General features: G+C 66.0%; 19 protein-coding genes and 1 pseudogene. 10 read left to right on the top strand and 10 right to left on the bottom strand.

Translation table 11 applies throughout. The features are described from left to right. Positions 1-25: 25 nt before the first annotated feature. Both ASF18_RS08220 and ASF18_RS08215 read right to left on the bottom strand, forming a co-directional pair. Entirely contained in the window at positions 26-2,011 is a 1,986-nt protein-coding gene (locus tag ASF18_RS08220) for a HAMP domain-containing methyl-accepting chemotaxis protein (protein ID WP_056350734.1), read from the bottom strand. Between the two features lie 20 nt (positions 2,012-2,031). Then, the gene (locus ASF18_RS08215; protein WP_056350732.1) at positions 2,032-3,015 is read right to left on the bottom strand and encodes a DctP family TRAP transporter solute-binding subunit; all 984 of its coding nucleotides are present in this window, start codon (positions 3,013-3,015) and stop codon (positions 2,032-2,034) included. A 435-nt stretch (positions 3,016-3,450) separates the two neighbouring features. On the opposite strand from ASF18_RS08215, the pseudogene ASF18_RS22895 reads away from it, so the two are divergent. Further along, a pseudogene (locus tag ASF18_RS22895) lies at positions 3,451-3,983 on the top strand (transposase); the annotation flags it as partial. Positions 3,984-4,157: 174 nt separating this feature from the next. Here the strand turns inward: ASF18_RS22895 and ASF18_RS22890 are convergent. Both ASF18_RS22890 and ASF18_RS08210 read right to left on the bottom strand, forming a co-directional pair. Continuing rightward, a complete protein-coding gene (locus tag ASF18_RS22890; RefSeq protein WP_082487324.1) occupies positions 4,158-4,397 on the bottom strand; it encodes a hypothetical protein in 240 nt (79 codons plus the stop codon). 158 nt (positions 4,398-4,555) lie between these two features. Then, complete coding sequence (locus ASF18_RS08210) at positions 4,556-5,281, bottom strand: Crp/Fnr family transcriptional regulator (protein WP_056350730.1); 726 nt, start codon at positions 5,279-5,281, stop codon at positions 4,556-4,558. Positions 5,282-6,091: 810 nt separating this feature from the next. On the opposite strand from ASF18_RS08210, the gene ASF18_RS08205 reads away from it, so the two are divergent. Continuing rightward, on the top strand, positions 6,092-11,476 hold the full coding sequence (locus tag ASF18_RS08205; RefSeq protein WP_056350727.1) for a hypothetical protein: 5,385 nt from the start codon (positions 6,092-6,094) through the stop codon (positions 11,474-11,476). A gap of 495 nt (positions 11,477-11,971) precedes the next feature. On the opposite strand, the gene ASF18_RS08200 is transcribed toward ASF18_RS08205, so the two are convergent. Together ASF18_RS08200 and ASF18_RS08195 are read right to left on the bottom strand one after the other, a co-directional pair. Further along, a complete protein-coding gene (locus ASF18_RS08200; protein WP_056351009.1) occupies positions 11,972-12,211 on the bottom strand; it encodes a hypothetical protein in 240 nt (79 codons plus the stop codon). Between the two features lie 158 nt (positions 12,212-12,369). Then, positions 12,370-13,104 (bottom strand): Crp/Fnr family transcriptional regulator, encoded by a 735-nt coding sequence (locus ASF18_RS08195; protein WP_056350725.1) that lies wholly within the window; start codon positions 13,102-13,104, stop codon positions 12,370-12,372. Between the two features lie 717 nt (positions 13,105-13,821). Here ASF18_RS08195 and ASF18_RS08190 point away from each other — a divergent pair. Together ASF18_RS08190 and ASF18_RS08185 are read left to right on the top strand one after the other, a co-directional pair. After that, positions 13,822-14,088 carry a hypothetical protein gene (locus ASF18_RS08190; RefSeq protein WP_056350723.1) on the top strand — a complete coding sequence of 89 codons (267 nt, stop codon included), beginning with the start codon at positions 13,822-13,824 and terminating at the stop codon, positions 14,086-14,088. 521 nt (positions 14,089-14,609) lie between these two features. After that, on the top strand, positions 14,610-14,891 hold the full coding sequence (locus tag ASF18_RS08185; RefSeq protein WP_156649726.1) for a hypothetical protein: 282 nt from the start codon (positions 14,610-14,612) through the stop codon (positions 14,889-14,891). Positions 14,892-15,342: 451 nt separating this feature from the next. On the opposite strand, the gene ASF18_RS08180 is transcribed toward ASF18_RS08185, so the two are convergent. Next, positions 15,343-15,813 (bottom strand): hypothetical protein, encoded by a 471-nt coding sequence (locus ASF18_RS08180; RefSeq protein WP_056277575.1) that lies wholly within the window; start codon positions 15,811-15,813, stop codon positions 15,343-15,345. Positions 15,814-15,891: 78 nt separating this feature from the next. Next, positions 15,892-17,070: a zinc-dependent alcohol dehydrogenase gene (locus ASF18_RS08175; protein WP_056216243.1), complete on the bottom strand. Its 1,179-nt coding sequence runs from the start codon at positions 17,068-17,070 to the stop codon at positions 15,892-15,894. Positions 17,071-17,633: 563 nt separating this feature from the next. Here ASF18_RS08175 and ASF18_RS08170 point away from each other — a divergent pair. From ASF18_RS08170 to ASF18_RS08155, 4 genes are all read left to right on the top strand, one after another. After that, positions 17,634-17,819, top strand: a complete 186-nt coding sequence (locus tag ASF18_RS08170) for a hypothetical protein (RefSeq protein WP_056216245.1) — start codon at positions 17,634-17,636, stop codon at positions 17,817-17,819. A gap of 363 nt (positions 17,820-18,182) precedes the next feature. Continuing rightward, positions 18,183-18,533: a hypothetical protein gene (locus ASF18_RS08165; RefSeq protein WP_056216247.1), complete on the top strand. Its 351-nt coding sequence runs from the start codon at positions 18,183-18,185 to the stop codon at positions 18,531-18,533. A 76-nt stretch (positions 18,534-18,609) separates the two neighbouring features. Beyond that, positions 18,610-19,482: a PHB depolymerase family esterase gene (locus ASF18_RS08160; protein ID WP_244472628.1), complete on the top strand. Its 873-nt coding sequence runs from the start codon at positions 18,610-18,612 to the stop codon at positions 19,480-19,482. A gap of 75 nt (positions 19,483-19,557) precedes the next feature. Continuing rightward, the gene (locus ASF18_RS08155; RefSeq protein WP_056216251.1) at positions 19,558-19,800 is read left to right on the top strand and encodes a hypothetical protein; all 243 of its coding nucleotides are present in this window, start codon (positions 19,558-19,560) and stop codon (positions 19,798-19,800) included. Positions 19,801-20,000: 200 nt separating this feature from the next. Here the strand turns inward: ASF18_RS08155 and ASF18_RS08150 are convergent, their stop codons facing one another. Continuing rightward, positions 20,001-20,255: a hypothetical protein gene (locus ASF18_RS08150; RefSeq protein ID WP_056277584.1), complete on the bottom strand. Its 255-nt coding sequence runs from the start codon at positions 20,253-20,255 to the stop codon at positions 20,001-20,003. A 240-nt stretch (positions 20,256-20,495) separates the two neighbouring features. Between ASF18_RS08150 and ASF18_RS08145 the strand changes: the two genes are divergently transcribed. Both ASF18_RS08145 and ASF18_RS08140 read left to right on the top strand, forming a co-directional pair. Continuing rightward, a complete protein-coding gene (locus tag ASF18_RS08145; protein ID WP_056216254.1) occupies positions 20,496-20,765 on the top strand; it encodes a hypothetical protein in 270 nt (89 codons plus the stop codon). A 272-nt stretch (positions 20,766-21,037) separates the two neighbouring features. Beyond that, the gene (locus tag ASF18_RS08140) at positions 21,038-21,505 is read left to right on the top strand and encodes a MucR family transcriptional regulator (RefSeq protein WP_056350718.1); all 468 of its coding nucleotides are present in this window, start codon (positions 21,038-21,040) and stop codon (positions 21,503-21,505) included. A gap of 91 nt (positions 21,506-21,596) precedes the next feature. Here the strand turns inward: ASF18_RS08140 and ASF18_RS24380 are convergent. Beyond that, a partial coding sequence (locus tag ASF18_RS24380; RefSeq protein WP_210166754.1) for a hypothetical protein occupies positions 21,597-21,900 on the bottom strand: 304 nt, incomplete at its 5' end.

Below are 21,900 nucleotides of genomic sequence, written 5' to 3'. Positions count from 1 at the left end.
GAACGTTCGACGCCTTCGGGGGCCCTCAGGCCGCCTTCACCGCTATCAGGAACGTTCCGACCTCGTGACGGAGGCTCTCCGAATGATGGGAGAGTTCCTGCGCGGCGCCGAGCACCTGCGCCGCGGCACTGCCCGTCGAGTCGGCGCCCAGGCGCACATCGTTGATGCTACCGACGACCTGGCCGGTCCCGTTCGCCGCCTGCTGCACGTTTCGGGCAATCTCCTGGGTCGCGGCGCCCTGCTGCTCCATGGCAGCCGCGATGGCGTTCGAGGCCGCCGCCATCTGCCCGATCGTGCTGCCGATGGCCTGGATGGCCGCGACGGAGGCCTGGGTGACGCCCTGGATGGACGCAATCTGCCCCGCGATCTCCTCCGTCGCGCGCGTGGTTTGACCGGCAAGTTCCTTCACCTCGGACGCGACCACGGCAAAGCCCCGTCCGGCCTCGCCTGCCCGAGCCGCCTCGATGGTGGCATTCAGGGCCAGGAGGTTCGTGTGCCCGGCGATCTTGTTGATCATCGCGACGACGGTCTCGATCCGCTCGGCGGCACTGGCGAGTTGCCGGACCAGTCCGTCCGTGCGGCGAGCCTCATCAGCTGCCTGCTGCGCGATGCGGGCCGACTGACCGGCCTGCTGCGTGATTTCCTGGATGGATGCGGACATTTCCTCCGTGGCTGCAGCGACGGTCTGCACATTCGCGGAGGTGTGTTCGGCGGCCCGCATCGCCGTGCCGGATTGCCGGGTCGTCTGCTCCGCGGTGCCCGCCATGCCCTGGGCCGTGGCCTCCATCTCGGTGGAAGCACCGGCCAGACCCTGCGTGAGAACGGAGACATTCACCTCGAACGCCTTCGTCAGGGCGTCGAGATGGTCGGCGCGTCGCATCTTCGCATCCGCCTCCTCGGCTGCCGCGGCGTCAGCCTGCTCCTTGGCGATGAGTGCGTCCTTGAAGACCTGGACGGCCCGCGCCATGGCACCGAGCTCGTCGGACCGGTGGGAACCCGGAACAGCCACGCCATGGTCTCCGGCGGCCAGGCGCTGCATCGCGCCGGTCATGGCCGCCACCGGCCCGGACACGCCGCGGCCGACACGCCATGCGAGGAGCCCGCCGATCACCAGGGCCACGCCACCGATCCCGATGACAAGCTGGCTCAGCTGGCTGGCATCCGCGGTCATCACCGCCATGATCTGCTGCTGTTCCCGGACCGCCCGCTCACGGGTCTCCTTGCCCAGGCCGATCAACGCGTCGCCCGTCTGCTTCAGGTTCTGATACGCCACCTCGACCTCGCCGGCGCCCTGCAGGACACCGTCGAGGGCCGCCTTGAAGGCTGCGACCTTCCCGTTCGCGACTTTGAGCGAGGCTTGAAGCAGGCCGGCTTCGTCGAGTCGGGACAGGGCCAGGAGTTCCCGGGTGTAGCGGCCGAACTCGACCGTGGCTGTGCTGGCATCCGCCGGATTGTTGCTGGAGCGGAAAAGATAGACCGCGCTCATGCCGGCCTGAAGGGCCCGGTCGGCGCGGAAGGTCGCGGCGGCGAGACCCGGTTCCTGCGCGGCGAGCTGCGCCATCGCGTAACCGGCGTTGGAGAGCGCTGCACCGAGCTTGACCAGATCCCCGAGGGCGGCTTTCCGCTTCTGCATCGCGCCGACGAGTGCGTCGGTGCCGGTGACGTAGTCGAGGGCCCGACTTCTGATCGCCGCATCCTGGCCGCCCGAGGGTTGGCCGCCGCTGTCAGCCTTCAGGGCGCTGAGACCGGTCTTCAGGTCGCTCAGCATGTCGCCCTGTTCCGTGCGCATGTAGTTGAGCACCAGGCGCCGCACCCCGTTGAGGAGCAGTTCGAAAGCGCTGGCCTCCTCGGCGGCCTGCATGCGGGAGCGGGTGCTCTCGATCTCCGCGTTGAGCACGCTGACGCTGCGGAAGGTCGTCAGGGCGGAGATGGTGAGGAGCAGCAGCACCACGGCGAAGCCGGCCAGGATGCGTTGAGAGACCGAGAGGCGGTCGAGGCGGAGCGTGAACATGAGCGGGAGCCTCGAAAGCGTCAGCGGATGGACTTGATCTGGCGGATCGTCTCGGCGCCGAACTTGGCGCTGAATCCGGCGGTCACGGATTGCAGGCTCTGCTCGAAGGCTGCGCGATCGACCGAGGCGACCACGTTCATCCCGGCCTTGCGCAGTTCGTCCACGCCCTCCCGTTCGGCGCGCCCGGCCGCCTCGCGGGACACCTGGCCGGCGGCCCGGGCCGCCTCGGTGAAGGCCTTCTGTTCGGCAGGGTCCAGGGAATCCCAGGCCGTCTTCGACATGACCATGACGGCCCAGGAGTAAACGTGGCCGCTCAGGGTCAGGTGCTTCTGAACCTTGTTGAAATGGGAGGCCGAGATCACCGCGATCGGGTTCTCCTGCCCGTCGAACTGCCCGGATTGCAGAGCGCCGTAGAGGGCCGGGAAGGCCAGCGGCTCCGCCTTCACGCCGAGGCTTCGAAAGCCCGTGAGCATGATGTCCGACTGCGGCACCCGCATCGAGAGGCCTTTCAGGTCCTCGGGATTGGTGACCGGGTGCTTGGAGTTGGTGATGTGGCGCATGCCGTTCTCGCCCCAGGCGAGCGCGATCATGCCCTTTTGCTGGAACCTCTTCAGGTAATCCTGCCCGACCGCGCCGTCGAAGACGGCGTGGGCATGGCCCGCATCGCGAAACAGGAACGGGATGTCGAAGATCCCGAATTCCGGGATGATGCTGGAGAAGGGCGCACTCGTGATGAAGGCCATATCGAGGTGCCCGAGGCGGAGCTCCTCCGCCATCTCGACTTCGCCACCGACCGCGCCGTTCGGATACAGCTCGACGCGATACGCGTTGCCGGTGCGCTTGGCGACTTCCTTGGAGAAGCGCTCGGCACCTGCTCCGAGCTGCGAACTCTGGGCGAAGAGGAAGCCGAGCCTGAGGACGTGCTCCTCCGCCTGCGCCTGCGTGATGGTCAAAATCGAGCAGAGCCCGACGATCGTCGCTGCAACTCTGAGACGTCCAAGCACCGGCGTATCCTATGCGATAGTCGCCCACCGCTTAAACGCCTGCGCTTAAAAGAACATTGACAGCGTAGGTTAGCGAGCCAGCCTACCCTACACTCGAAATCATCTCAAAATGTAATCAGCAAGCTCTATGCCCTGCTCATTCGAAGTGCGATTGCTCTGATCGACACGCGGCTTACATGCGGCAGGCAGCGGAACTTTCGCCCGGGGAAGTGCCCGCCATGAATCCGACCATCAACACGGATGTCATCGACCCAGACGATCGGGGCGCGCGGATGCCTGTTCTTGGAAAAAGGCGATCCTCAAATGCATTCGGACCGTTCATCGATGGATAACTTGGCAGAGGCCAAAGGCGGACAGTTTTGCCACCTGGAAGCCTGCCCGAGTAATCCTCTCGATGGCTGCGCTTTGCGGTGGTTCACTGGGCCCAAGGCCAAGATGCTTCGGGCGTGGAAGGTCGATCAGGGCCGGCTTCTGCCGCCGTCGCCGCATTGAGTTCGTGCCGCCTGGGCCGAGGGCGCATTTCGAGCGCGACACGGGGCGAGAAGCCCTCGACCTCTCGGCCATCCGCGACACCCATACCGAGGAGCGCGGCGACCCGCCCGACCATCCCGGCACGATGGTGGCGCTCCTGCTCGACGGCGATCGCCGAGGCCCGTACGCTTTCAGGACCACGACGGCGGGATCGCCGTCGATGCGGTCCGCGCTCATCTCGGTCGGAAGCCGCGTGAGGTCTCGGGCGATGCCGGCTTTGCCAACGGGTCGAACCTGTCCGCGCCATGGCCGCACGCCTGAAGCGCGCTGGCCGCCGGAGCCGCGACTGCCCGAGAAGGCAGGTCGTCGAGCCGGTTTTCGGACCAATCCAGCAAGCCAGAAGCGTCCGGCAGTTCCTGCTGCGCGGGTTCGCCCAGGTTCGGGGCGAATGGGCCATGATCTCCAGCGCCCGCAACCTCCTCCCGTTGGCGAAGGCGACCTGCTCAGCCTGGCCGACAGGCATCCCGGATCCCGACCTCAATCCTGAAGCGCCAACCCCTCACGCGGACGGGCTCCTCGGCGGCCGTGCTGCGCTCCTTGGCTTTCGGTTCGGCACCCGCCTCGCGACCGCCCGCTGCGGTGCGCTTCTCGGCCCTGCAGGCTGCGATCCCTCACCGAACAAGCCACGTTCCGACATACGATAAGGCGGCCGAGTAGATCGGACGACCTTCCTCATCCGTCACCATCACCGTGAAGGCTTGACGTTCTCCATCTGCCGGCACCGCACCGGCTGCGATGAGAGGCAGTAACTTCTTCGCCTCCTGGGCTGCTTCGTCAGGACCAGCAAGCTCCGTCCCGTCTTCATCGCGCGTCATCACACGATCATGCGTGTCAAAGAAGTAGCGGGGCACTGCGACCTCCGGATGTATCCGGTAGGAGCACATAGGTCTCGTCGGGGCCTACGCCAGGGACGGGTGCAAGATTTTCCATCCCCCTGGAAGAACCGGAGAAAACCTCCGGAACAGGCATCGTCCAATCAATGGACGCGCTTCGATGTGCCTGCACGAATTTACGTGAGTGCTAATTTTGGTCGAAGGTGAAGATAGTGCTCGTCAAACTCCGAAAAATCTCTCAGTGCTTTCGAATTCAGGATCGTGACGTGCTTATTCTTGAACTCGACGAGTTTTTCGACCCTCAGTCGCTGCAGCATGCGATTGACATGGACGGTCGAAAGACCGGTTGCGTCACCAATATCGGCCTGGGTCAAAGGAAGGCCATACCGATCGCCCTCCGTGAGACCAACGGCTTCGAGGCGCGCGAGGAATTCACAAAACAAATGTGCGACCTGTTTTTCCGCTGAGCGACGCTTCGCCAGCACAAGCCACTCTCGCAGGATGCTCTCGTCGATGAGACTGATCCAGCGAAAGCCATAATCCAGGGTCGGGCTGCGCGCGGTAAGGTCGCTCAATTCTTTGAGCGGGATCTTTATGATTTCACAGTCGCTCAGGGTGCGAACCGAATAATCCATAGACCCCAAGAAATGCGCGTTGAAATCGCAAATGTCTCCCGGAATCAGGAAGCTCAAGATCAACCGACTGCCATCCGGCAGGGCTTTGTAGCGGCACGCAAAACCACTGTGGATCAGATGAACATGATCCGGCGCATCGCCCTGTCGGATGATGGCGCTGCGCGCGCGGACCGGGACGAGGTGGGCTTTCAGTCCCTCGAGGCAGGCCCTGTCGGCCCCGGAGAGGTCAAAGCGGCGTTCGAGCTTTTGGATCAGAGGGTTGGACATGCGACTGGAAGCGAGGGTCCCGGTAGGGTCGGAGTCATAAATACATTTTGTTGCGAAACAGCAAGACAACGATCAACGGCGCCTTACTATTACAAATTGTCATGATCGCATGCTTTTGATAAATTGATATATATTTCAAAATAATCATAAGTGAAAATTTGTTTCTAATGCTAGATCTCGTCTTTCGCCATAATGTAGGACATTTATTCCGGTAATACGCGAAGATATCAAAAACATAATCATGTTATTATAATGCATATTGCGCAAGCGCGACTGCAGAAGATCGAAACTATAGATTGGAGGGTCGTTCTTCTCACGGGGTAATAGATCGCTTTACGCAGATTTTTATTTGGATTACTCAGTTGGCATGGTTAGTTCTGATTTATCTGGTAGGACGCGCAGGCCTTCCTGGTAAAAATTTGCTATTGGCGAACGAGTACCTGTTGCAAACTTATCGGGGCGATTGAGACCCGAACGAATATTTTCGAGCCATCCCTCGAATTATAAATCTATTAACCAGCTGGGTTATTAACATCGATCATATCAGGGTCGATGGTTCAGGCGATGATGTGGATCGGATCAATCAGTGCGCGCGGTGTGGGCCCGGAGCGTGATCAACGGGCCGGAGCAACCTGCGCATTTCGCGGTTTAAGCCTCTCGTCGACAAGCTTGGCGGCTGTGTTGTGCGCCACCGCCGCGCAGGCGCAGGCGCAGTCGACGTCTCTGGTCGATGTGTGTGCGGGACTTGGCGTACGATTACCCCATCTGACGTCTCCCACGCCGATTGCGTCGGGGGGGCTGCTGGGCGCGGTGAGCACGACGCTGACGGGCTTGGTCGACAACATCAATCAGGGGATCATTGCGCCCCTGTCGGATGTGACCTTGCGCGTCGGCGTCTTCGACGCCAACGGCAACCTCGTCAGCGTCAACAGTCCCGCCGGCTGCAATCTCAGCGCCTCCAGCCTGACCCTCGACGCCAGCAAGGGCCTGGCGATCGGTGGCGGCCGCATCACCGGTCTCGGCAGCCTGACCGGGACCGTGGCGAGCGCGGGCGACGTCACCTCCATCGCCCTGGGGAGCGGCTCCGTCACGGCCGCAGGTAAGGCCAACGCGATCGCGCTGGGATCGAGCGCCACCGTCACGGCCAATCAAGCCCTGGCGATCGGGTTGCGTGGGAGCGTCAGCGCCGACGATGGCATCGCCCTCGGCACCGACGCGCACAGCGCAGCGGTCGCCGCCCTCGCTCTGGGTGCGCGCACGACCGTCGGCGCGGCAGGCGCGGTCGCCCTCGGCAGCGGATCCGTCGCCAACCGACCCGGACTCGGCGGAGCCGTCGAGAGCTTCAGCGGGACCACGGTCGCCTCCACCAGCGGTGCCGTCTCGATCGGCGATGCCGGCGCGGAGCGGCAGATCATCAACGTCGCCGGCGGGACGAAGCCCACCGACGCCGTCAATCTGCGGCAGCTCTCCAGTGTCGGCGGCAATCTCGCCAGCGGACTCGGAGGGGGCGCCAAGTTCGACGCCACCACCGGGCTCTTCACGGCGCCGAGCTTCACCGTCCAGGGCAGTTCCTTCACCAACGTCGGCGAGGCCCTCGGCGCTCTCGACCTTCGCGTTACCGGCAACACCGCGGCGATCACGAGCACGGCTGCCGGTCTGCAGACCCTGCAGAACCAGGTCACGAGCCTGCCCAACCATGTCCAGCAGGATGCGGTCGCGCGCACGCTGACGATCGGCAAGGGGACCGACGGAACGCTGCTGAGCCTCTCGGGGCTGAGTGGAGACCGGCGTGTGACGGGTGTGAGTGCCGGGATCAATGGCAACGATGCCGTCACTCTCACGCAGCTGCGCACGTCCGGCCAGGCCCTCGCGTCGTCCCTGGGCGGCGGCGCCGGCTTCGATGCCGTCACGGGGGGCTATCAGGCTCCGAGCTACAGCATCGGCGGGACCGCGTACGCGTCAATCGGCGGTGCTCTCGGGGCGCTCGACACCCTTTCGGTCCAGTACGTCCCGGGAAGCGGCGGTGCGGCGACCGCCTCGATCGATCTCAGCAAGGGCGGCATGCTCGGCGCCGTCGGGATCCATGGCTTGGCGCCCGGTCTCGTCGCCGGTGGTTCGACGGACGCCGTCAACGGGGCGCAACTCTACGCCACGAACCAGCAACTGGCATCGAACAGCGCTGGCCTCGCCAGCCTGCAGACCGTCGTCGGCAGCAGTTCGCTCGGGCTCCTCAACCAGGATCCGACCAGCCGCACCCTGACTCTGGGCGCCGCGACGGATGGCACGCGCGTGAGCATCGCCGGAACCCTCGGCGCGCGCCAGCTCAGCGGTGTCGCGTCGGGATCCGTGAGTGCGGGCTCGACCGATGCGGTGAACGGCGCGCAGCTCAACGCCACGAACCAGGCCCTTGCGGGCAACACCGCGGCCATCACCAGCGTGCAGGGCCAGCTCACGAGTACGACCACCACCCTCAATGCCTCGCTGGGGACCCTGCAGGGGCAGCTGGGCACGACGGCGACGTCCCTTGCGAGCACGACCGGCGACCTCACCAGCCTGCGCGCCGGTGTCCAGAGCGGAACGATCGGTCTCGTGCAGCAGAACGCGATCACCCGCGACCTCTCGGTCGGCAGTGGCACCGATGGGGGCCGGATCAGCGTGGCCGGGACCGCGGGGCCCCGTCAGGTCTCGGGCATGGCGGCCGGCACGGTCGCGACCAACTCGACGGACGCCATCAACGGTGGGCAACTCCATGCCACGAACCAGGCGGTTGCGGGCAACGCCGTCGGCCTCGCCAGTCTCCAGGGCCAGGTGAGTGCCCACACGAGCGAGATCGCCAACACCACCGCGAGCCTGAGCACGCTACAGGGCCAAACCACGACGAACGCGAACGGCCTTGCCGGCACCGCGAACAGTCTCGCCAACCTGCAGATCGGGCTGGCCAACGGCAGCGTCGGCCTCGTCCAGCAAAATGGTGCCGCAGGAACCGTCACGGTTGCCGGCGATACCGGTGGGAGCCTCGTCAGCGTCGGGGGGCGGGGGGCCGATCGCCGTGTGACCGGCGTGGCCGCTGCAACGGGCGCCAATGACGCCGTCAATCTGGCTCAGCTCAATACCATCGTGGCCGGCCTCGGTGGGGGTGGAGCGCCGGCGCTCGCGAGCGACAATCTCTCGGGTGGCGCCCTGCCGCTGGCGACGGGCCGTGACGCGGTCGGTGTCGGCTACGGCGCACAGGCCACGGGCGCGCGCAGCATCGCCCTCGGCGCCGGCTCGATCGCCGATGGCGCCGATACCCTGTCCGTCGGCGCGGCCGGAGCGACCCGCCGCATCGTCAACGTCAGCGATGGGGCGTTGACGGCCGCCTCGAGCGACGCCGTCACCGGACGGCAGCTCCATGCCACGAACGAAGCCCTGGCGGCGACCACCGGACGGCTCACGGGCGTGCAGGGAGGCCTGACGGGCGTCGGTCAAGCTCTGGGTGGGGGCGCGGCCTTCGATCCGGCCACCGGAACCTTCACGGGTCCGACCTTCACGGTGGCCGGGCTCGGCTATGGCACCGTCTCGGGCGCCATCGGCGCCCTCGATGCCCGAACGGAGGGAAACAGCACCGGGATCGCGGCCCTCCAGCGCGCCGGCTCGGCCAATGCCATCACGGTCACGAACCTCCAGGGGCAGGTGACCGCGAACACGACCCATCTGACGGGCGTGTCGGCGGGGCTCTCCAGCCTGCAGACCGGCCTCGCCGACGGCACCCTCGGACTCGTTCAGCAGGATCCGGCGAGCCGTAATCTCAGCGTCGGTGCGACTACGAACGGGACCCAGATCAGCCTGTCGGGGCGTGCGGGCGATCGGCGCATCACCGGTGTGGCCGCCGGCCTGAGCGCCAACGATGCCGTCAATGTCGGCCAGCTCAGCGCGGCCCTGACGAACGTGAGCACGGGAAGTTCCCCAGGCGTCGCCATCAACGGCCAGTCCGGTCTGCCGATCGCCGCGGCGACCGGGGGCGATGCGGTTGCCCTGGGCTACGGTGCCGCGGCGGGCGCGGCGCGCTCGGTGGCGCTCGGCAGCGGCTCGGTCGCGACGCAGGCGGATACGGTCTCGGTCGGTGCTCCCGGAGCCGAGCGCCGCATCGTGAACCTGGCCGGCGGCACGCTCGCCTCGGGGTCGACCGACGCGGTCAATGGCGGCCAACTCTACAATACGAACCAGCAGGTGAGCGCGCTCTCGACGTCGCTGACCGCCCTGCGCGGCAGCCTGGACGATGGCGCGATCGGTCTCGTGCAACAGCAGGGGGCCAGCGGCGGCATCACGGTGGCCGCAGGGACGGGCGGCAACGTCGTCGATCTCACGGGTTCGCAGGGCACCCGGACGCTGAGGGGGCTCGCCGCGGGAACCGCCGGCAACGATGCCGTCACGCTCGCCCAGCTGGATGCGGCGGTGACGGGGGTCGGCACCCGCATCGGCGATCTGCCGCTGGCCACGAGCAATCCCTCCGGCCTCGCGGCGCCGTCCGTGACGGCCCGTGATGCCCTGGCGCTCGGCCAGGGGGCGACGGTCACGGCAGCGCGCGCCGTTGCGCTGGGCAACGGCGCGCTTGCGGATCAGGCGGACACGCTCTCCATCGGACGCGTCGGCGCCGAGCGGCGCATCGTCAATGTCGCCGGGGGCGGCCTCGGCAGCGGTTCCACCGATGCGATCAACGGCGGGCAGCTCTTTGCCACGAACACCCAGCTTGCCGGCATGCTGGGGGGCGGGGCGCGCTTCGATGCCGTCGGTGGCTGGACCCGGCCGAGCTACAGCATTCGCGGCAGCACCTACACCGATGTCGGCAGCGCCCTCAGCGCCGTCGATACGGCTTTGGCCCGCAACGCCACGGACATCGGGGCGGTGGCGCAGCAGATGGCCTCTCTCCAATCCAGCACCTCCGGCGGTTCGGTGAGCCTGTCGCCGACGGGCTCGGGGGGAGCCGTCACCGTCGCGGCACAGGCCGGTGGAACCGTCGTCAGCGTGTCCGGCACGGAGGGGCCGCGGCAGGTCAGCGGCGTCGCCGACGGCAAGGCCGCGGGTGATGCGGTCAACCTTGGCCAGCTCAACACGACGGCGCAGGCCGTCGAAGCCAAGCTTCAGGACTTCCCGGTCCGGTCGAACAACACCCGTGGCGCGGTCAAGCCGGTCGCCTCCGGCGCCGATGCCTATGCCAGCGGTTACGGGGCCATGGCCGTGGGGGTCGCGAGCGTTGCCGTGGGCTCCATGACCACCTCACGGGGCGAAGGCACGACCAGCATCGGCCATGACAGCGCGGCGGCAGGGGACCGGACGACGGCCGTCGGTGCGAGCAGCCTCGCCAGCGGCGCCGACAGCGCAGCCTTCGGACAAGGCAGCCAGGCGATGGCTGCCGCGACCACCGCCATCGGCACGGCGGCTCAGGCGACCTGGGATGGATCGACGGCCATCGGCTACGGGGCACGGGCGATCGCGGACCCGACCACGGCCGTCGGCTACAACACGCTGGCCAGCGGGAACGAAGCCTCGGCCTTCGGTGCCTTCGCCAGCGCGACGGCGGAGAACAGCACGGCCCTTGGCCGCTCGGCAAATGCCGCTGGCGCGGGCGCCACGGCCGTCGGGATGAATGCGAGCGCGCAAGGTTCCGACGCGATCGCCCTGGGACGGGGGGCCGTGGCGAAGCAGGACAATGCCATTGCGATCGGAGCGGGTGTCGCCACGGCTCGGGCCAATCAGATCGCCATCGGCTCGCAGCGCAGCAGCTACACCTTGGCCGGGGTCGGCTCTTCGCAGAGCAGGGCGGTCCAGACGGGCGCCACCGCGTTCGTGACCGCCGATGCCGCCGGCAACCTAGCGACCTCCGACTATGGACCTGGCCATATCGCAGGCTTGGCGAACCAGGTTGAGACCCTGGGGGCGCAGATCAACGGCATCGGCCAGTATGCCACGGCAACGCGGCGTGAAGCGCGCCAAGGCATCGCTGCCGCCATGGCGATGACCTCGGCCTCCATGCCGTCGCAGCCCGGCAAGACAAGCTGGACGCTCAACGGCGCCACGTTCCGGGGCGAGTGGGCCGGAGGGGTCGGGCTGGCGCATCGGCTGGATACCACGATCCCGATCGCGCTGACGGCCGGCTACAGCTACAGCCAGGCCAATCAGCAGGGCGTCCGCGCGGGGTTGGCCGGAGAGTTCTAAAGCGATTGCCAGCGCGGGCTTGAAGAAATGCAGACTCTGCCAAACGAAAGATCAAATCGACGCCGGCGTTTGCTGTGTGGTTCAATCAATGCTTCGTCTCAGCATCCGATGCGCGAGACCGCAGCGCTACACTCCACCAACACAGGCGGACGGGCGGCGTTTCGCGTGCAAGGTCATGCATGACGAACGCGATACGATCACCGTGTTGTCTGTTCAAAATTCCTCTGTCGGGAAGGCTGGATGATCGACCGACGACTCCGCGACAGGATGCGCGACCGCGAATGTCCCTCGGCGCAGCTCGAGAGGGACGGAACGATCCGATCGGATGAACGCGCCGCAGGCTGTCCGCGAGGCCAGCGGCCGGCCGCGGCAAGGGACCTTCCCCTGTTCCGCGTCGCCTGAAGGCGAAAACGGCCCGTTCAGTACCGGATCGCCGCGGGCGTCGTACACCACGGCGGCGTGGCACGGCGTTTCATTCGGCGTGCGAGACCCTGTTCACCGGATGAGCCAGGTGCCCGTGTAGGTCATGGCAGCCGAGTAGATCGGATGCCCGTCCTCGTCCGTCACCAGCACCGAGAAGGCCTGGTGTTCGCCATCCTTGGGCACCTCGTGTGCGACGATCCCCGGCAAGACCGATTTGGCGTGCTGGGCCGCTTCCTCAGGACCACGAAGGTCCATGCCCTCGTCGTCGCGAGTCGTTTTGCCGTCATGAATATCGAAGAAGTAGCGAGGCACGGCGTTCTCTACGCGCAGCAGGCGGGAGCACACGGGGTCTCACAGGCGCGGAAGGCCGGGACTACATGGCCGCGATACCTCGCAGCATAGGCCACGTGCCCGACCAAAGATTTAACAAATGGGTGTGGCGTCTTGTCCCTAAGGACGCATCGGATGTCCTACAGGGCCGGGTGAGGGGGAGCCTTCGGATGCAGGTGAAGGTAGTTCGGATTGAAGCCCGCATAGCCCTGGATGGCTGCAACGTTCGGTAGGGTGACCCGCCGCTCCTTGATGACGACCAGCCCCAGGCCCCGCAACTCCTGCAGCACGCGGTTGATGTGGACGTTCGAGAGCCCCATGGCATCACCGAGGTCGAGCTGGGTGAGCGGGAACGGGTAGCTGTTGTCCGTCGCGAGCCCGACCGTCTGCAGACGGACCAGGAGCTCGCAGAACAGATGCGCGACTTGCCGGTCAGCCGAACGCCGACCCATGCACACCAGCCATTCCCGGAGGATCGCCTCGTCGACCAGGCCAGCCCACTGCAGGGCGTGGTTCAAGGCCGGGTGACGCGCGGTGAGATCGTTCACGACCGAGCGGGGGATCCGCACCACGTCGCAGGCACTGATCGTTCCGATGCAGTGGTCCATCGCGCCGAGGATCGAGACGTTCAGGTCGCAGAAGTCTCCGGGGATCAGAAAGGCGACGATCGACCGTGCGCCGCCGGGAAGAACCTTGTAGCGGCAGGCAAACCCTCTCTGGATGAGGTGGACGTGATCCGGCACGTCCCCCTCCGAAATGAGGGTGGTGCGGGCGTGAACCCCACGAAGGTGTGCACTCGCGCTTTCGAGCGCCTTCTCGTCAGTCCGGGAGAGTGCGAAACGGCGTCCGAGCTTCTGGATGAACGGATTGAGCATGCGCCCTCCTGGGCCATGCCCTGCGGTCAGTATGTCGACCTAAGCAGCCTCGATCGGAAAGGTTGCGCCGTAGCTTAGAACACAATCCTCGACATCATTGCAATGTGATCGTTGCACAGCATGCCGGTCGATTGCGGGAATGCTAGGTCCTGACGTTCCGTTTGCGGCCAGCGAGCGTCCGCAAGCCGTTCGCGTCAGGCTTTGGTCTTATTTATCGACGTGTCTCGGATCCGGTCGTTTTCCCGGCATCCTCGCAAGACCTGGTTCGTGCAGCGTCGGGACGCCCCGTTTCTGTCGGGAAAATCGAACCGCAGTCTCATGGTGGATGAGACGGATCGGAATCGCGATCCCACATGCGCGTCGGATACCGTCCGAACCACGCGCGGGGTCCCGGCCACCGGGCATCGCGATCACGACACGGCGAATACCGGGCCTGGAAACCTCGCGGCCTTCTGCCAGCGCTGCCCCATGAACCACGATCGGCCCGAACGCCGACGTTGATCCTGGTATACCTTGTTCGAACGCAGGGCTTTAGGCGATCCTTTCCGCGGCCCGTGCCAGAAGGGCCGAGACCAGATGTCCCTCATCCGCCTTTAATCCGGCGCATCACGTGTCTCCTGGCACGTCGGGAATGACAAGGGCTACCTATACTCCTTTCAGACAGAGAGAAACGAGCTGGCGACTTGGTTCGTACTGTAAAGGAGCGCGTCAGCCTCAATGAAGACCCGTATCGCCGCCCTCGCCACCGCCCTTGTCCTTGGCGTTGCCTCGATCCCGTCCGCGATGGCTTACGACAGCCCCTCTCGTTACACCACGTTCTCGCCCTACGACGTTGAGACCACCGGATCTCTGGACGGCCGCCGCATCGCGCCGCTGCGCAATCCCGATCGCTGTCCGATGAGCTCGGCCGCCGAGGGCAATGCCAACCAGCAGAACTTCCCCACCCAGCAATACGGCCAGACCTCGGGCGGGAACCGCTGCTGAGCGCGGGAGGGGGGACACCGGCATGCTGCTGAAAGGCTTTTCCTACGCCATGATCGCCGTCTTCGCGGGTGGGCTCGTCTTCACCATCGTCGGCTCGGCCAACGCCTTCCTGGGCCTGTAACGGCTCGAACCCACCGATCTGCCTTCGGTGATCCGCGCCGACTCTTGACCGGAGCGGGTCTTCTTTCCCGAATGGCCTGTCGGCTCGAGCGGCCCCTTGCAGGATCTCGGACGGTCAGTGGCGGGGCGAAAGCCGCGCCGCTTACGTGTCAGGTGTATGTCGCGAACGATACATCACCGAGTTGAGCAAGTGCTCGTCGGCTGCATCTTGAGGCACTATCCACGGCAGATCATCTCTGCGCCTCAAAATTGATCTATGTTTCAGTGTCAGCCGCTGTTCACCCACTTTGCTGATCTGCAAAAATTGCAGTTCCTTCCGTCTAAAAACTGTGAAACGCTCACGCGAACAGTGGGGTGATTTGGCTCGACGTTGATCGATTGGCGAGGCATGGGAGATCAGCATGAACAACGCAGATCGGGCCTGGGACTTGGATCGCCAAATTGAAAAAAGCGAAGGAGAAATTTCCCAGCTTATCGGCGATATCTTGGATGCGATCGAGGTCTCCTGCGATGTGGTGCAGGAAGAGAAGGAGTTCTTCGAGCTGACCGCGAAGCTGTTCGAGCTTCGCATCCAGCGCGCGTGTCTTCCCGGCGTGCCGGCGCCGATCCCCCTCGTGAAGCGTGCCTGGCGGCCTGAGGTCACCGGCCCCGCTCCGGCAGCCCCGTCCATGTCTTGTCGATAATGGCCCTGTCGATAATGGCTTGCCCCGTCCGTTGCCGACCGTCGGAATTTGGCCTCCGCACAGCGAAGGTCTCCGCGGCCTGTCGGTCCATCCGTCGAAATCCGCCTCCGCATCGCCTGCGGCCGGAACCGGGTCGGCCACAGCGCTGAACGGGTCCGTCACGGCACCGACCTTCCGAGCGCGCAGGCGCTGCGGGCTGCCCGGATCGGCGCCTTCAATGGGGATGGGGTGGACTCGCCTCGCGAATGCGTGGCCCCACGCTTCGACGTTCTTCGCGGGTAGCCACTCCCGACCAAACACCAGGGGCGCCCTGGTTGGCACCAGGGCGCGCAAGGCCGGCACTTCGGCTCGCGGCTCGGTCCGCCCGCTGCAGGACAGGCCATCCAGCCTCGTGGGCAGCCTGTTCGATGGCCCGTCGACCGCAGCGCCGGACTCTTCACCGTGGAGACGTCTACGCCGCTCGGGCCGCGACCTTCGCGAACGTTCCCGTCGCAATCTGGTCTTCGAGCTGAGCCTTGAAATCCGCGATACCAAGGACTTGGACCGGGTTTCCGCTCTCATCGAGGAACTCGTAGAGCGCGTCCTCGATGTTGCGGTTGCTGAAGAACACGATGGCGTCCTGATCGCCGCCGCCTTCCATGTGCGGTTCGCCGTTCGCCGCGCCGGAGACGAAGCTGCCGGTGGGGCGAACTTCTTTCGGCTCGCCAGTCTCACCGTAGAACCGAAGCTCGCCCTGCATCACGAGGGTGACGTAGGGGCACTTGTGCCGATGGAGCATCACCCGCTGGTTCGCCGCGAACTTGAACACGACATCGACGATGCGGTTCTCCTCGTCGACTTTGTAGACGAAAAACGCGATGTGCGGGAGCCAATCCAACGTCCGCCACGTGATGTTGCGCTCATCGAAGGTGGAGTTCGGCATTCGGTTTCCTTCCGTTTGTTCTTATTGGTTCGGGACCGGCACGCATGGCGTCGGCGCTCCGGCCCCGTCGATGGCTGCTCAACCGTGCGGTTTGAACACGACCTTGGTGCAGTTGTCCTTCTTGTCCCGGAACATCTCGTACAGGGCCGGGCCGTCCTCCAGGTTGCTGGAGCGATGGCTGATGATGAAGGACGGATCGATGTCACCGTTCTGGATGCGCTCCATCAGCGGTTTCATGTAGCGCACCATGTGGGTCTGGCCTGTCTTCAGGGTCAGCCCCTTGTTCATCAGGACGCCCAGGGCGACGGGACCGACCGGACCGGCGAAGACGCCCGGCATCGAGACGTTGCCGCCGGGACGGCAGGCCAGGATCGCCTGGTTCAGCGCGAAGGGGCGCTCCAGGCTGACGGTGTGCTCCATGATGGCGGAGGAGACCTTCTGCAGCGTCGTGTCGGCGCCGTGGGACTCCATGCCGACCGCCTCGATGACCGAGTCGGGACCCAGGCCGTGGGTCATCTCCATGAGCGTGTCCTGGATGTTCTCGGTGGCCAGATCGATGGTCTCGGCACCGGCCTGCCGCGCGAGAGCCAGGCGCTCGGGGACGCTGTCGATGGCAATGACGCGCTTGGCGCCCAGCATCAGGCAGCACTTGACCGCGAGCACGCCGACCGGGCCGCAGCCCCAGATCGCCACCGTGTCTTCCGGACCGATGTCGCAGTGCTCGGCGGCCTGGTAGGCCGTCGGGAAGATGTCGCTGAGGAACAGCACCTGCTCGTCGGTGAGCCCCTCCGGCACCACGATGGGGCCGACATCGGCGTAGGGCACCCGCAGGTACTCGGCCTGCCCACCGGCGAAGCCCCCCGTGATGTGCGAGAACCCGAACAGGCCGGCGAGCGGATAGCCGTAGGTCTCCGCCTGCAGCTTGCCGTTCGGGTTGGTGCGCTCGCAGCAGCTCCAGTTGCCCCATTTGCACTGCCGACACTCGCCGCAGCAGATGGTGAAGGGCACCACGATCCGGTCGCCGACCTTGAGCTTCTGGTTGTCGCGTCCGACCTCGATGACCTCGCCCATGGTCTCGTGGCCGAGGACGTCGCCACACTCCATCGTGGGCATGAAGCCGCCCATGAGGTGGAGGTCGGAGCCGCAGATCGCGCAGGCGGTCACCTTGATGATGACGTCGCGGCCGTGCTCGATCTTGGGATCGGGGACGGTCTCGCAGGAGATTTTGCCCCTGCTCTGCCATGTGAGGGCTTTCATCGGGGGTTTCTCCGCAGATTTTGAAAAGGGTCTCACTCAGCCAACCTCCGAATCTCCCGAATGATCCGGCTGGATCTCGTTTGCTTCATCGCCCGGCCGGATGTGCCCGCTTCAGGCCCGTGGGGGCGTTTCGGCCAGGATCCGGGCCTCGGGGACGCTCAAGGGGCGCGACCCCGTGCCTCTGCCGGACCTGACGCGACGCCTCTTCCAGCTGCGCGAGCGTTCGCGCGGCCGCCTCGGTCCCTTGCGGGCCGCCATCGGGTCCAGGCGCGATGTCCCGACGGGAGGCTCGGTGTTCTCCCTTGACACCCGAGGGCGCGGTATGCCTTGTCGAAGGCCGTGACCTTGCCTCACAGCCACGCGATCTTCACGGCCCTCCAGTTCGGCGACTGGGGGGCCGTCGTGGTTTCAGGGTCTATCTTGCGGCGGTGATCTGCCCCGATGCCGGCGAACGCCTCGTCCCGAAGGGCAAGCGCAGCCGGACATGCCGGGTCGCGTGCCCGGCGGGGTTCAGTCACCGGTAGCCCCGTCCCGATCGAGAACCAGCTGGAAGGCAGAGCATCATGACGAGCGACGACAGCGGCGCCCGGGATCGTCGCGAAACGAAGGTTGCAAAGCACCTGGAAAAGGCGCGCGCCGGGGGCGAGGCCCGCGCTGACTACGACGCGACCCAGCAGGCCACCGAGGACAAAACGGTACGCCTCAAGGCGTTGCGGCTGGCCAAGGAGAAAGCCGAGAGGGAAGGCTGATTTGGTCCTCCGGGTCCAGAGGAGCCGCAGAACCGACGGGCGAGATGGCCCTTCGGAGGGCGCGACATCGATCGGGAGACGGCGCGTCGTCGGCCAGTCCCGTGCGCGTCATGCCGAAGATCGAAAAAGGTCTTTCGTTGCCAGGCAGGGGGCCGGGACCTGCTCAGGGTGGATTCCGGCCGTTCCCTCGACGTCACACGGGCAAACGCGCATCTGACCTGCGTTTCCTGTTGCGCCGCAACATACGTTGTTGTGGCTCGTTGATGGGGCGCTACCCTCGCATCGACGGGTGAGGGACGGCATCGACGGTTCGCTCGCCGAGCGACGCCCACGATGCTGCGCCGACCCCGAAAGGTCCTCCCGATGCGCGTGATCGCCCTCCTCGCTTCCTTCGTTGCCCTCGCACCGCTTCCGGCGCTCGCTTCTTCATGCGGGGAGCAGATCGGCACGATCGAGCGTCGGCTCGACAGTGCCGGAGCCATCCAGATCACGGGCCTCCAGGAAGGTCACACCCTTCGCACGGGTTCGCCGCGCGGCATCAGTGCCGTTCGTCTCGATGCACCGACCGATCCCGAGACCCTCTCGACAGCCTCTCACATCGCTGAGGCCCGCATCCTGATCGCGCGCGCATCCGGCGAGGATCGCCAGGGCCAGCAACGCGCCTGCGAGAACACCATGAGCGAGGCCAAGGGCATGATCGGCGCCCTGCCGTAGTCGAACCGGAACCACCTCACGCGGCCTGGCCGGCGAAAGCGTTCTCATGACCGGATATCTCGGGACGGCCCCAACGATGACCCGTGAGCGGGCCATCGACTGGCCGCAGGCGCTGCAGCGGCGGTTCGGCAACGAGGCCGGCAGCCGGGCCTATGACCTGTTCGTGCCATCGAGCTATGGCGAAACGGCCCTTCCCCTCGTGGTGATGCTGCATGGCTGCTCGCAGACGTCGCGCGACTTCGCCATCGGAACACGGATGGACCATCTCGCCGAGGAACACGGCTTCCTCGTCGCCTATCCGGATCAGCCCAGATCCGCCAACATGGCCAAGAGCTGGAACTGGTTCAGGGACGGCGACCAGCAGCGCGACCGGGGTGAGCCCTCCATTCTGGCGGGACTGACCCATCAGATCATGAGCGAATTCAGCGTCGACCCCGGACGGGTCTACGTCGCGGGTCTCTCTTCGGGGGGCGCTGCGGCGGCCGTGATGGCTCTCGCCTATCCGGACCTTTACGCGGCGGTCGGTATTCATTCCGGTCTGGCAGGCGGATCGGCGGGGTCGATGGCGACCGCATTCTCGACGATGCGCCGGGGAGCCCTGCCTGCGCTGCACCGTCTCGCGCATGAAGTGCCGACCATCGTCTTCCATGGGGACAACGACAGGACCGTGTCGCCCGTCAACGGCGATCAGGCCATGGCGCAGGCGCGGCCGGACGTCCCGTTCAAGACCAGCACCATCACGGGGCGATCGGAGGGCGGCATGGCCTACACACGGACGATCCTGACGGCGCCCGACGGCCCCTGGACCTCGGAACAATGGGTTCTCCACGGAGGCGGTCACGCCTGGGCGGGTGGCAACCCTGCGGGCTCCTACACGGACCCGGCCGGCCCGGATGCCAGCCGTGAGATGCTCCGGTTCTTCCAATCCCACGCAATGTCGACGGTCTGAGCGGAGGCCGTGCGCGCTCCGCCGAGCCCGGCCTCGATCTCTCATGGGCCGCCCTCGGCCCAGCAAAGGCATATCATGGCTGAGAACCCATCGAATTTCGTTCGCGACTGGATCAGCGAGCACGTCCGGAGCGATCCCTTCTTCAACGGGCATGTCGAAGAACGCGTCGGGCTCGTCCTGAAGCGTCTGACGTCGGCCTCGGAAGCGGCCGACATCCCGCAGGACGATCCGGAGCTCGCGCCCGACCTGCTCCGGGATCTCATCCAGGCCGCGATCGAGAGAACCCGCGACCCCTCCGCCGGGCTTCAGTCGTTCTGACGGTTCACGCCGGATGACGCCGGCCGGTGCCGGTGGCCTGTCCGGCCCACGAGGGAGTCGGCGCCGAGCGTCCCGGCATGCGGATCTCGCCGGTTCGACGAGGGACGGCCGTACGGCGACGGAGCAGGCTATGGCCGCCGTGGAGGCGACCCGGACGACCGCCCGTGGCGATTCTCCGACGGCGACTGCGGGCCTCCGCGCTAGCGACCGTCGGGCCGCCAGCCGGTCAAGCCCGCCCAGGCCTCGTCGATGATGTGCTCGCGTCGCGCGGCACGGTCCCGAGCGGCATCGGCGACGCAGCGCAGCGCGGCCTCCATGGCTTCGGGGCCGCCGGCTGCCGAGGCGTCCTCGCCCTTCCGCCGGATCGCGGCCTGGAAGGCCTTCACCGCGGGTCCGGCCGTCGGGCCGCTCTCGACCGCTGCGACGAGATCCAGCAAGGCCTTCGCGATCGGCACGATGGCCTCCTGCCATGGGGGCGCAGGCGGCGCCGCCGGACTGTGCGGTGCGGCGGAGGACGGCACGGTCGTTCGTGGGCGGATCATGACGGCGTACTCCCGAGGCCGAAGGGTGGGTCCGATACCTGAGTGCCAAACGGCACGACATTCCAGACGAGGCAGGCCTAAATCAAGGTCACCGAACAAGTCACGGCCCGCCGCCATTTGACGGAGACCGCGCAAACCCAAGTGGATTGTGCCATGAACATGCGTCTTGCTTCTGCCGTTGCTGCTGTCGTCCTGAGCGTCGGCGCGATGGCTTCGCCCGCCCTGGCCCAGAGTTACACCGCTCCCGCCGGCATCCCCACCGTGACGGCGCCCGGTGGACTCGAGGGCCGCAGCTACGACGCGATCACGACCGGATCGATCCGCACCGTGCGTGGCCACGACTCGGCCCAGGAGGGCAACGCCAACCAGCCGAGCTTCCCCGTCCAGCAGTACGGTCAGACCTCGGGCGGCCCGGCTCGCTGAGCCTCCACCTCTATGATGCGACCAGCGGCGAGGCGAAAGCCTCGCCGTTTTTGTTTCAAGGATCGGCCGATCGCGACCATCGCAGAATCGCGTCTCGGATATTTGATCCAAGGCCTTTCGTACCTCGATCCTAATGGCACAGCTTGAGCGCGTTCGGAAAGGCTATAGGTCATAGCGTGTGTACGAACGGGGCAAGCAGACCACATCCCTCTTGAATATCAGTCCTAGATCTATCATGCCTTTATCTGAGCTTATTACAACCAGATGGTAGCATGACGGACAGCGCAGACAACCAGAACTCCGATCTTGTCGACCTCGCCGGTGACATCGTCTCCGCCTATGTCGCGAACAATTCGCTTCCGACATCCGAGCTGGCGGGGCTGATTCGGAGTGTCCATGCGGCGCTCGCGCGGCTCACCACCGGGGTGGCCGAGCCCGTTCCGGAGGAGGCCCCCGAGAAGGCGACGCCCGCACAGATCCGCAAGTCGGTGACGCCGGCAGGTATCGTCAGCTTCCTCGACGGCAAGACGTACAAGACGCTCAAGCGTCACTTGACCGGCCATGGCATCGATCCGCACAGCTACCGTCAGCGCTACGGCCTGCCGGCGGACTACCCGATGGTCGCGCCGGACTATGCCGCCCAGCGTTCGGCCCTGGCAAAGTCGATCGGCCTCGGCCGGGTCGGCGATCGCAGCGAGGCGCCACAGCCAACGGCCAAGGGGCGTGGCAAGGCCGCGTAGCCCTGAATCGCCTGCAGGGCGGCCCGCCAGCGCGGTCGCCGGTCGCTTCACGACGGTCGGCGACAGCCGAGACGGGCCGGCGACGGCGGTATCAGGCGCTCTGCGACGTTCTGCGTTCGAGGGACGGCGCAGGGTTCGGCCGCCACGGCACCCGCAGCGCGGGACGGACGCGCATCCCCGATTGGCGGTCCCACATCGACACGCGGGACGAGGATTGGCCGTGAGCCTTCGGGTAACCGAAGGCCGGCATCCTGACGGCGAGCCACGTTGCGTACCGGCTCGCCTGTGAGATGGACGATCCTCCCCGCCAGCCCGTGAACAGATCGGGCGGCGGGGCTGCGTCATGAACCACGATCCGGACGATCGGGGCTTCAAGGCCGGTGTTTTGTGGAGCG

Source organism: Methylobacterium sp. Leaf89, assembly GCF_001422215.1.
GTDB lineage: Bacteria > Pseudomonadota > Alphaproteobacteria > Rhizobiales > Beijerinckiaceae > Methylobacterium.
This window is presented reverse-complemented; position numbering and strand designations above follow the sequence as displayed.

What these genes read in the sequence shown, in the direction of transcription:
- ASF18_RS08220 (WP_056350734.1), bottom strand. Translation starts at nt 2,011, where the DNA reads ATGTTCACGCTCCGCCTCGACCGCCTCTCGGTCTCTCAACGCATCCTG.
- ASF18_RS08210 (WP_056350730.1), bottom strand. Translation starts at nt 5,281, where the DNA reads ATGTCCAACCCTCTGATCCAAAAGCTCGAACGCCGCTTTGACCTCTCC.
- ASF18_RS08195 (WP_056350725.1), bottom strand. Translation starts at nt 13,104, where the DNA reads ATGCTCAATCCGTTCATCCAGAAGCTCGGACGCCGTTTCGCACTCTCC.
- ASF18_RS08190 (WP_056350723.1), top strand. Translation starts at nt 13,822, where the DNA reads ATGAAGACCCGTATCGCCGCCCTCGCCACCGCCCTTGTCCTTGGCGTT.
- ASF18_RS08185 (WP_156649726.1), top strand. Translation starts at nt 14,610, where the DNA reads ATGAACAACGCAGATCGGGCCTGGGACTTGGATCGCCAAATTGAAAAA.
- ASF18_RS08180 (WP_056277575.1), bottom strand. Translation starts at nt 15,813, where the DNA reads ATGCCGAACTCCACCTTCGATGAGCGCAACATCACGTGGCGGACGTTG.
- ASF18_RS08175 (WP_056216243.1), bottom strand. Translation starts at nt 17,070, where the DNA reads ATGAAAGCCCTCACATGGCAGAGCAGGGGCAAAATCTCCTGCGAGACC.
- ASF18_RS08170 (WP_056216245.1), top strand. Translation starts at nt 17,634, where the DNA reads ATGACGAGCGACGACAGCGGCGCCCGGGATCGTCGCGAAACGAAGGTT.
- ASF18_RS08165 (WP_056216247.1), top strand. Translation starts at nt 18,183, where the DNA reads ATGCGCGTGATCGCCCTCCTCGCTTCCTTCGTTGCCCTCGCACCGCTT.
- ASF18_RS08160 (WP_244472628.1), top strand. Translation starts at nt 18,610, where the DNA reads ATGACCCGTGAGCGGGCCATCGACTGGCCGCAGGCGCTGCAGCGGCGG.
- ASF18_RS08155 (WP_056216251.1), top strand. Translation starts at nt 19,558, where the DNA reads ATGGCTGAGAACCCATCGAATTTCGTTCGCGACTGGATCAGCGAGCAC.
- ASF18_RS08145 (WP_056216254.1), top strand. Translation starts at nt 20,496, where the DNA reads ATGAACATGCGTCTTGCTTCTGCCGTTGCTGCTGTCGTCCTGAGCGTC.
- ASF18_RS08140 (WP_056350718.1), top strand. Translation starts at nt 21,038, where the DNA reads ATGACGGACAGCGCAGACAACCAGAACTCCGATCTTGTCGACCTCGCC.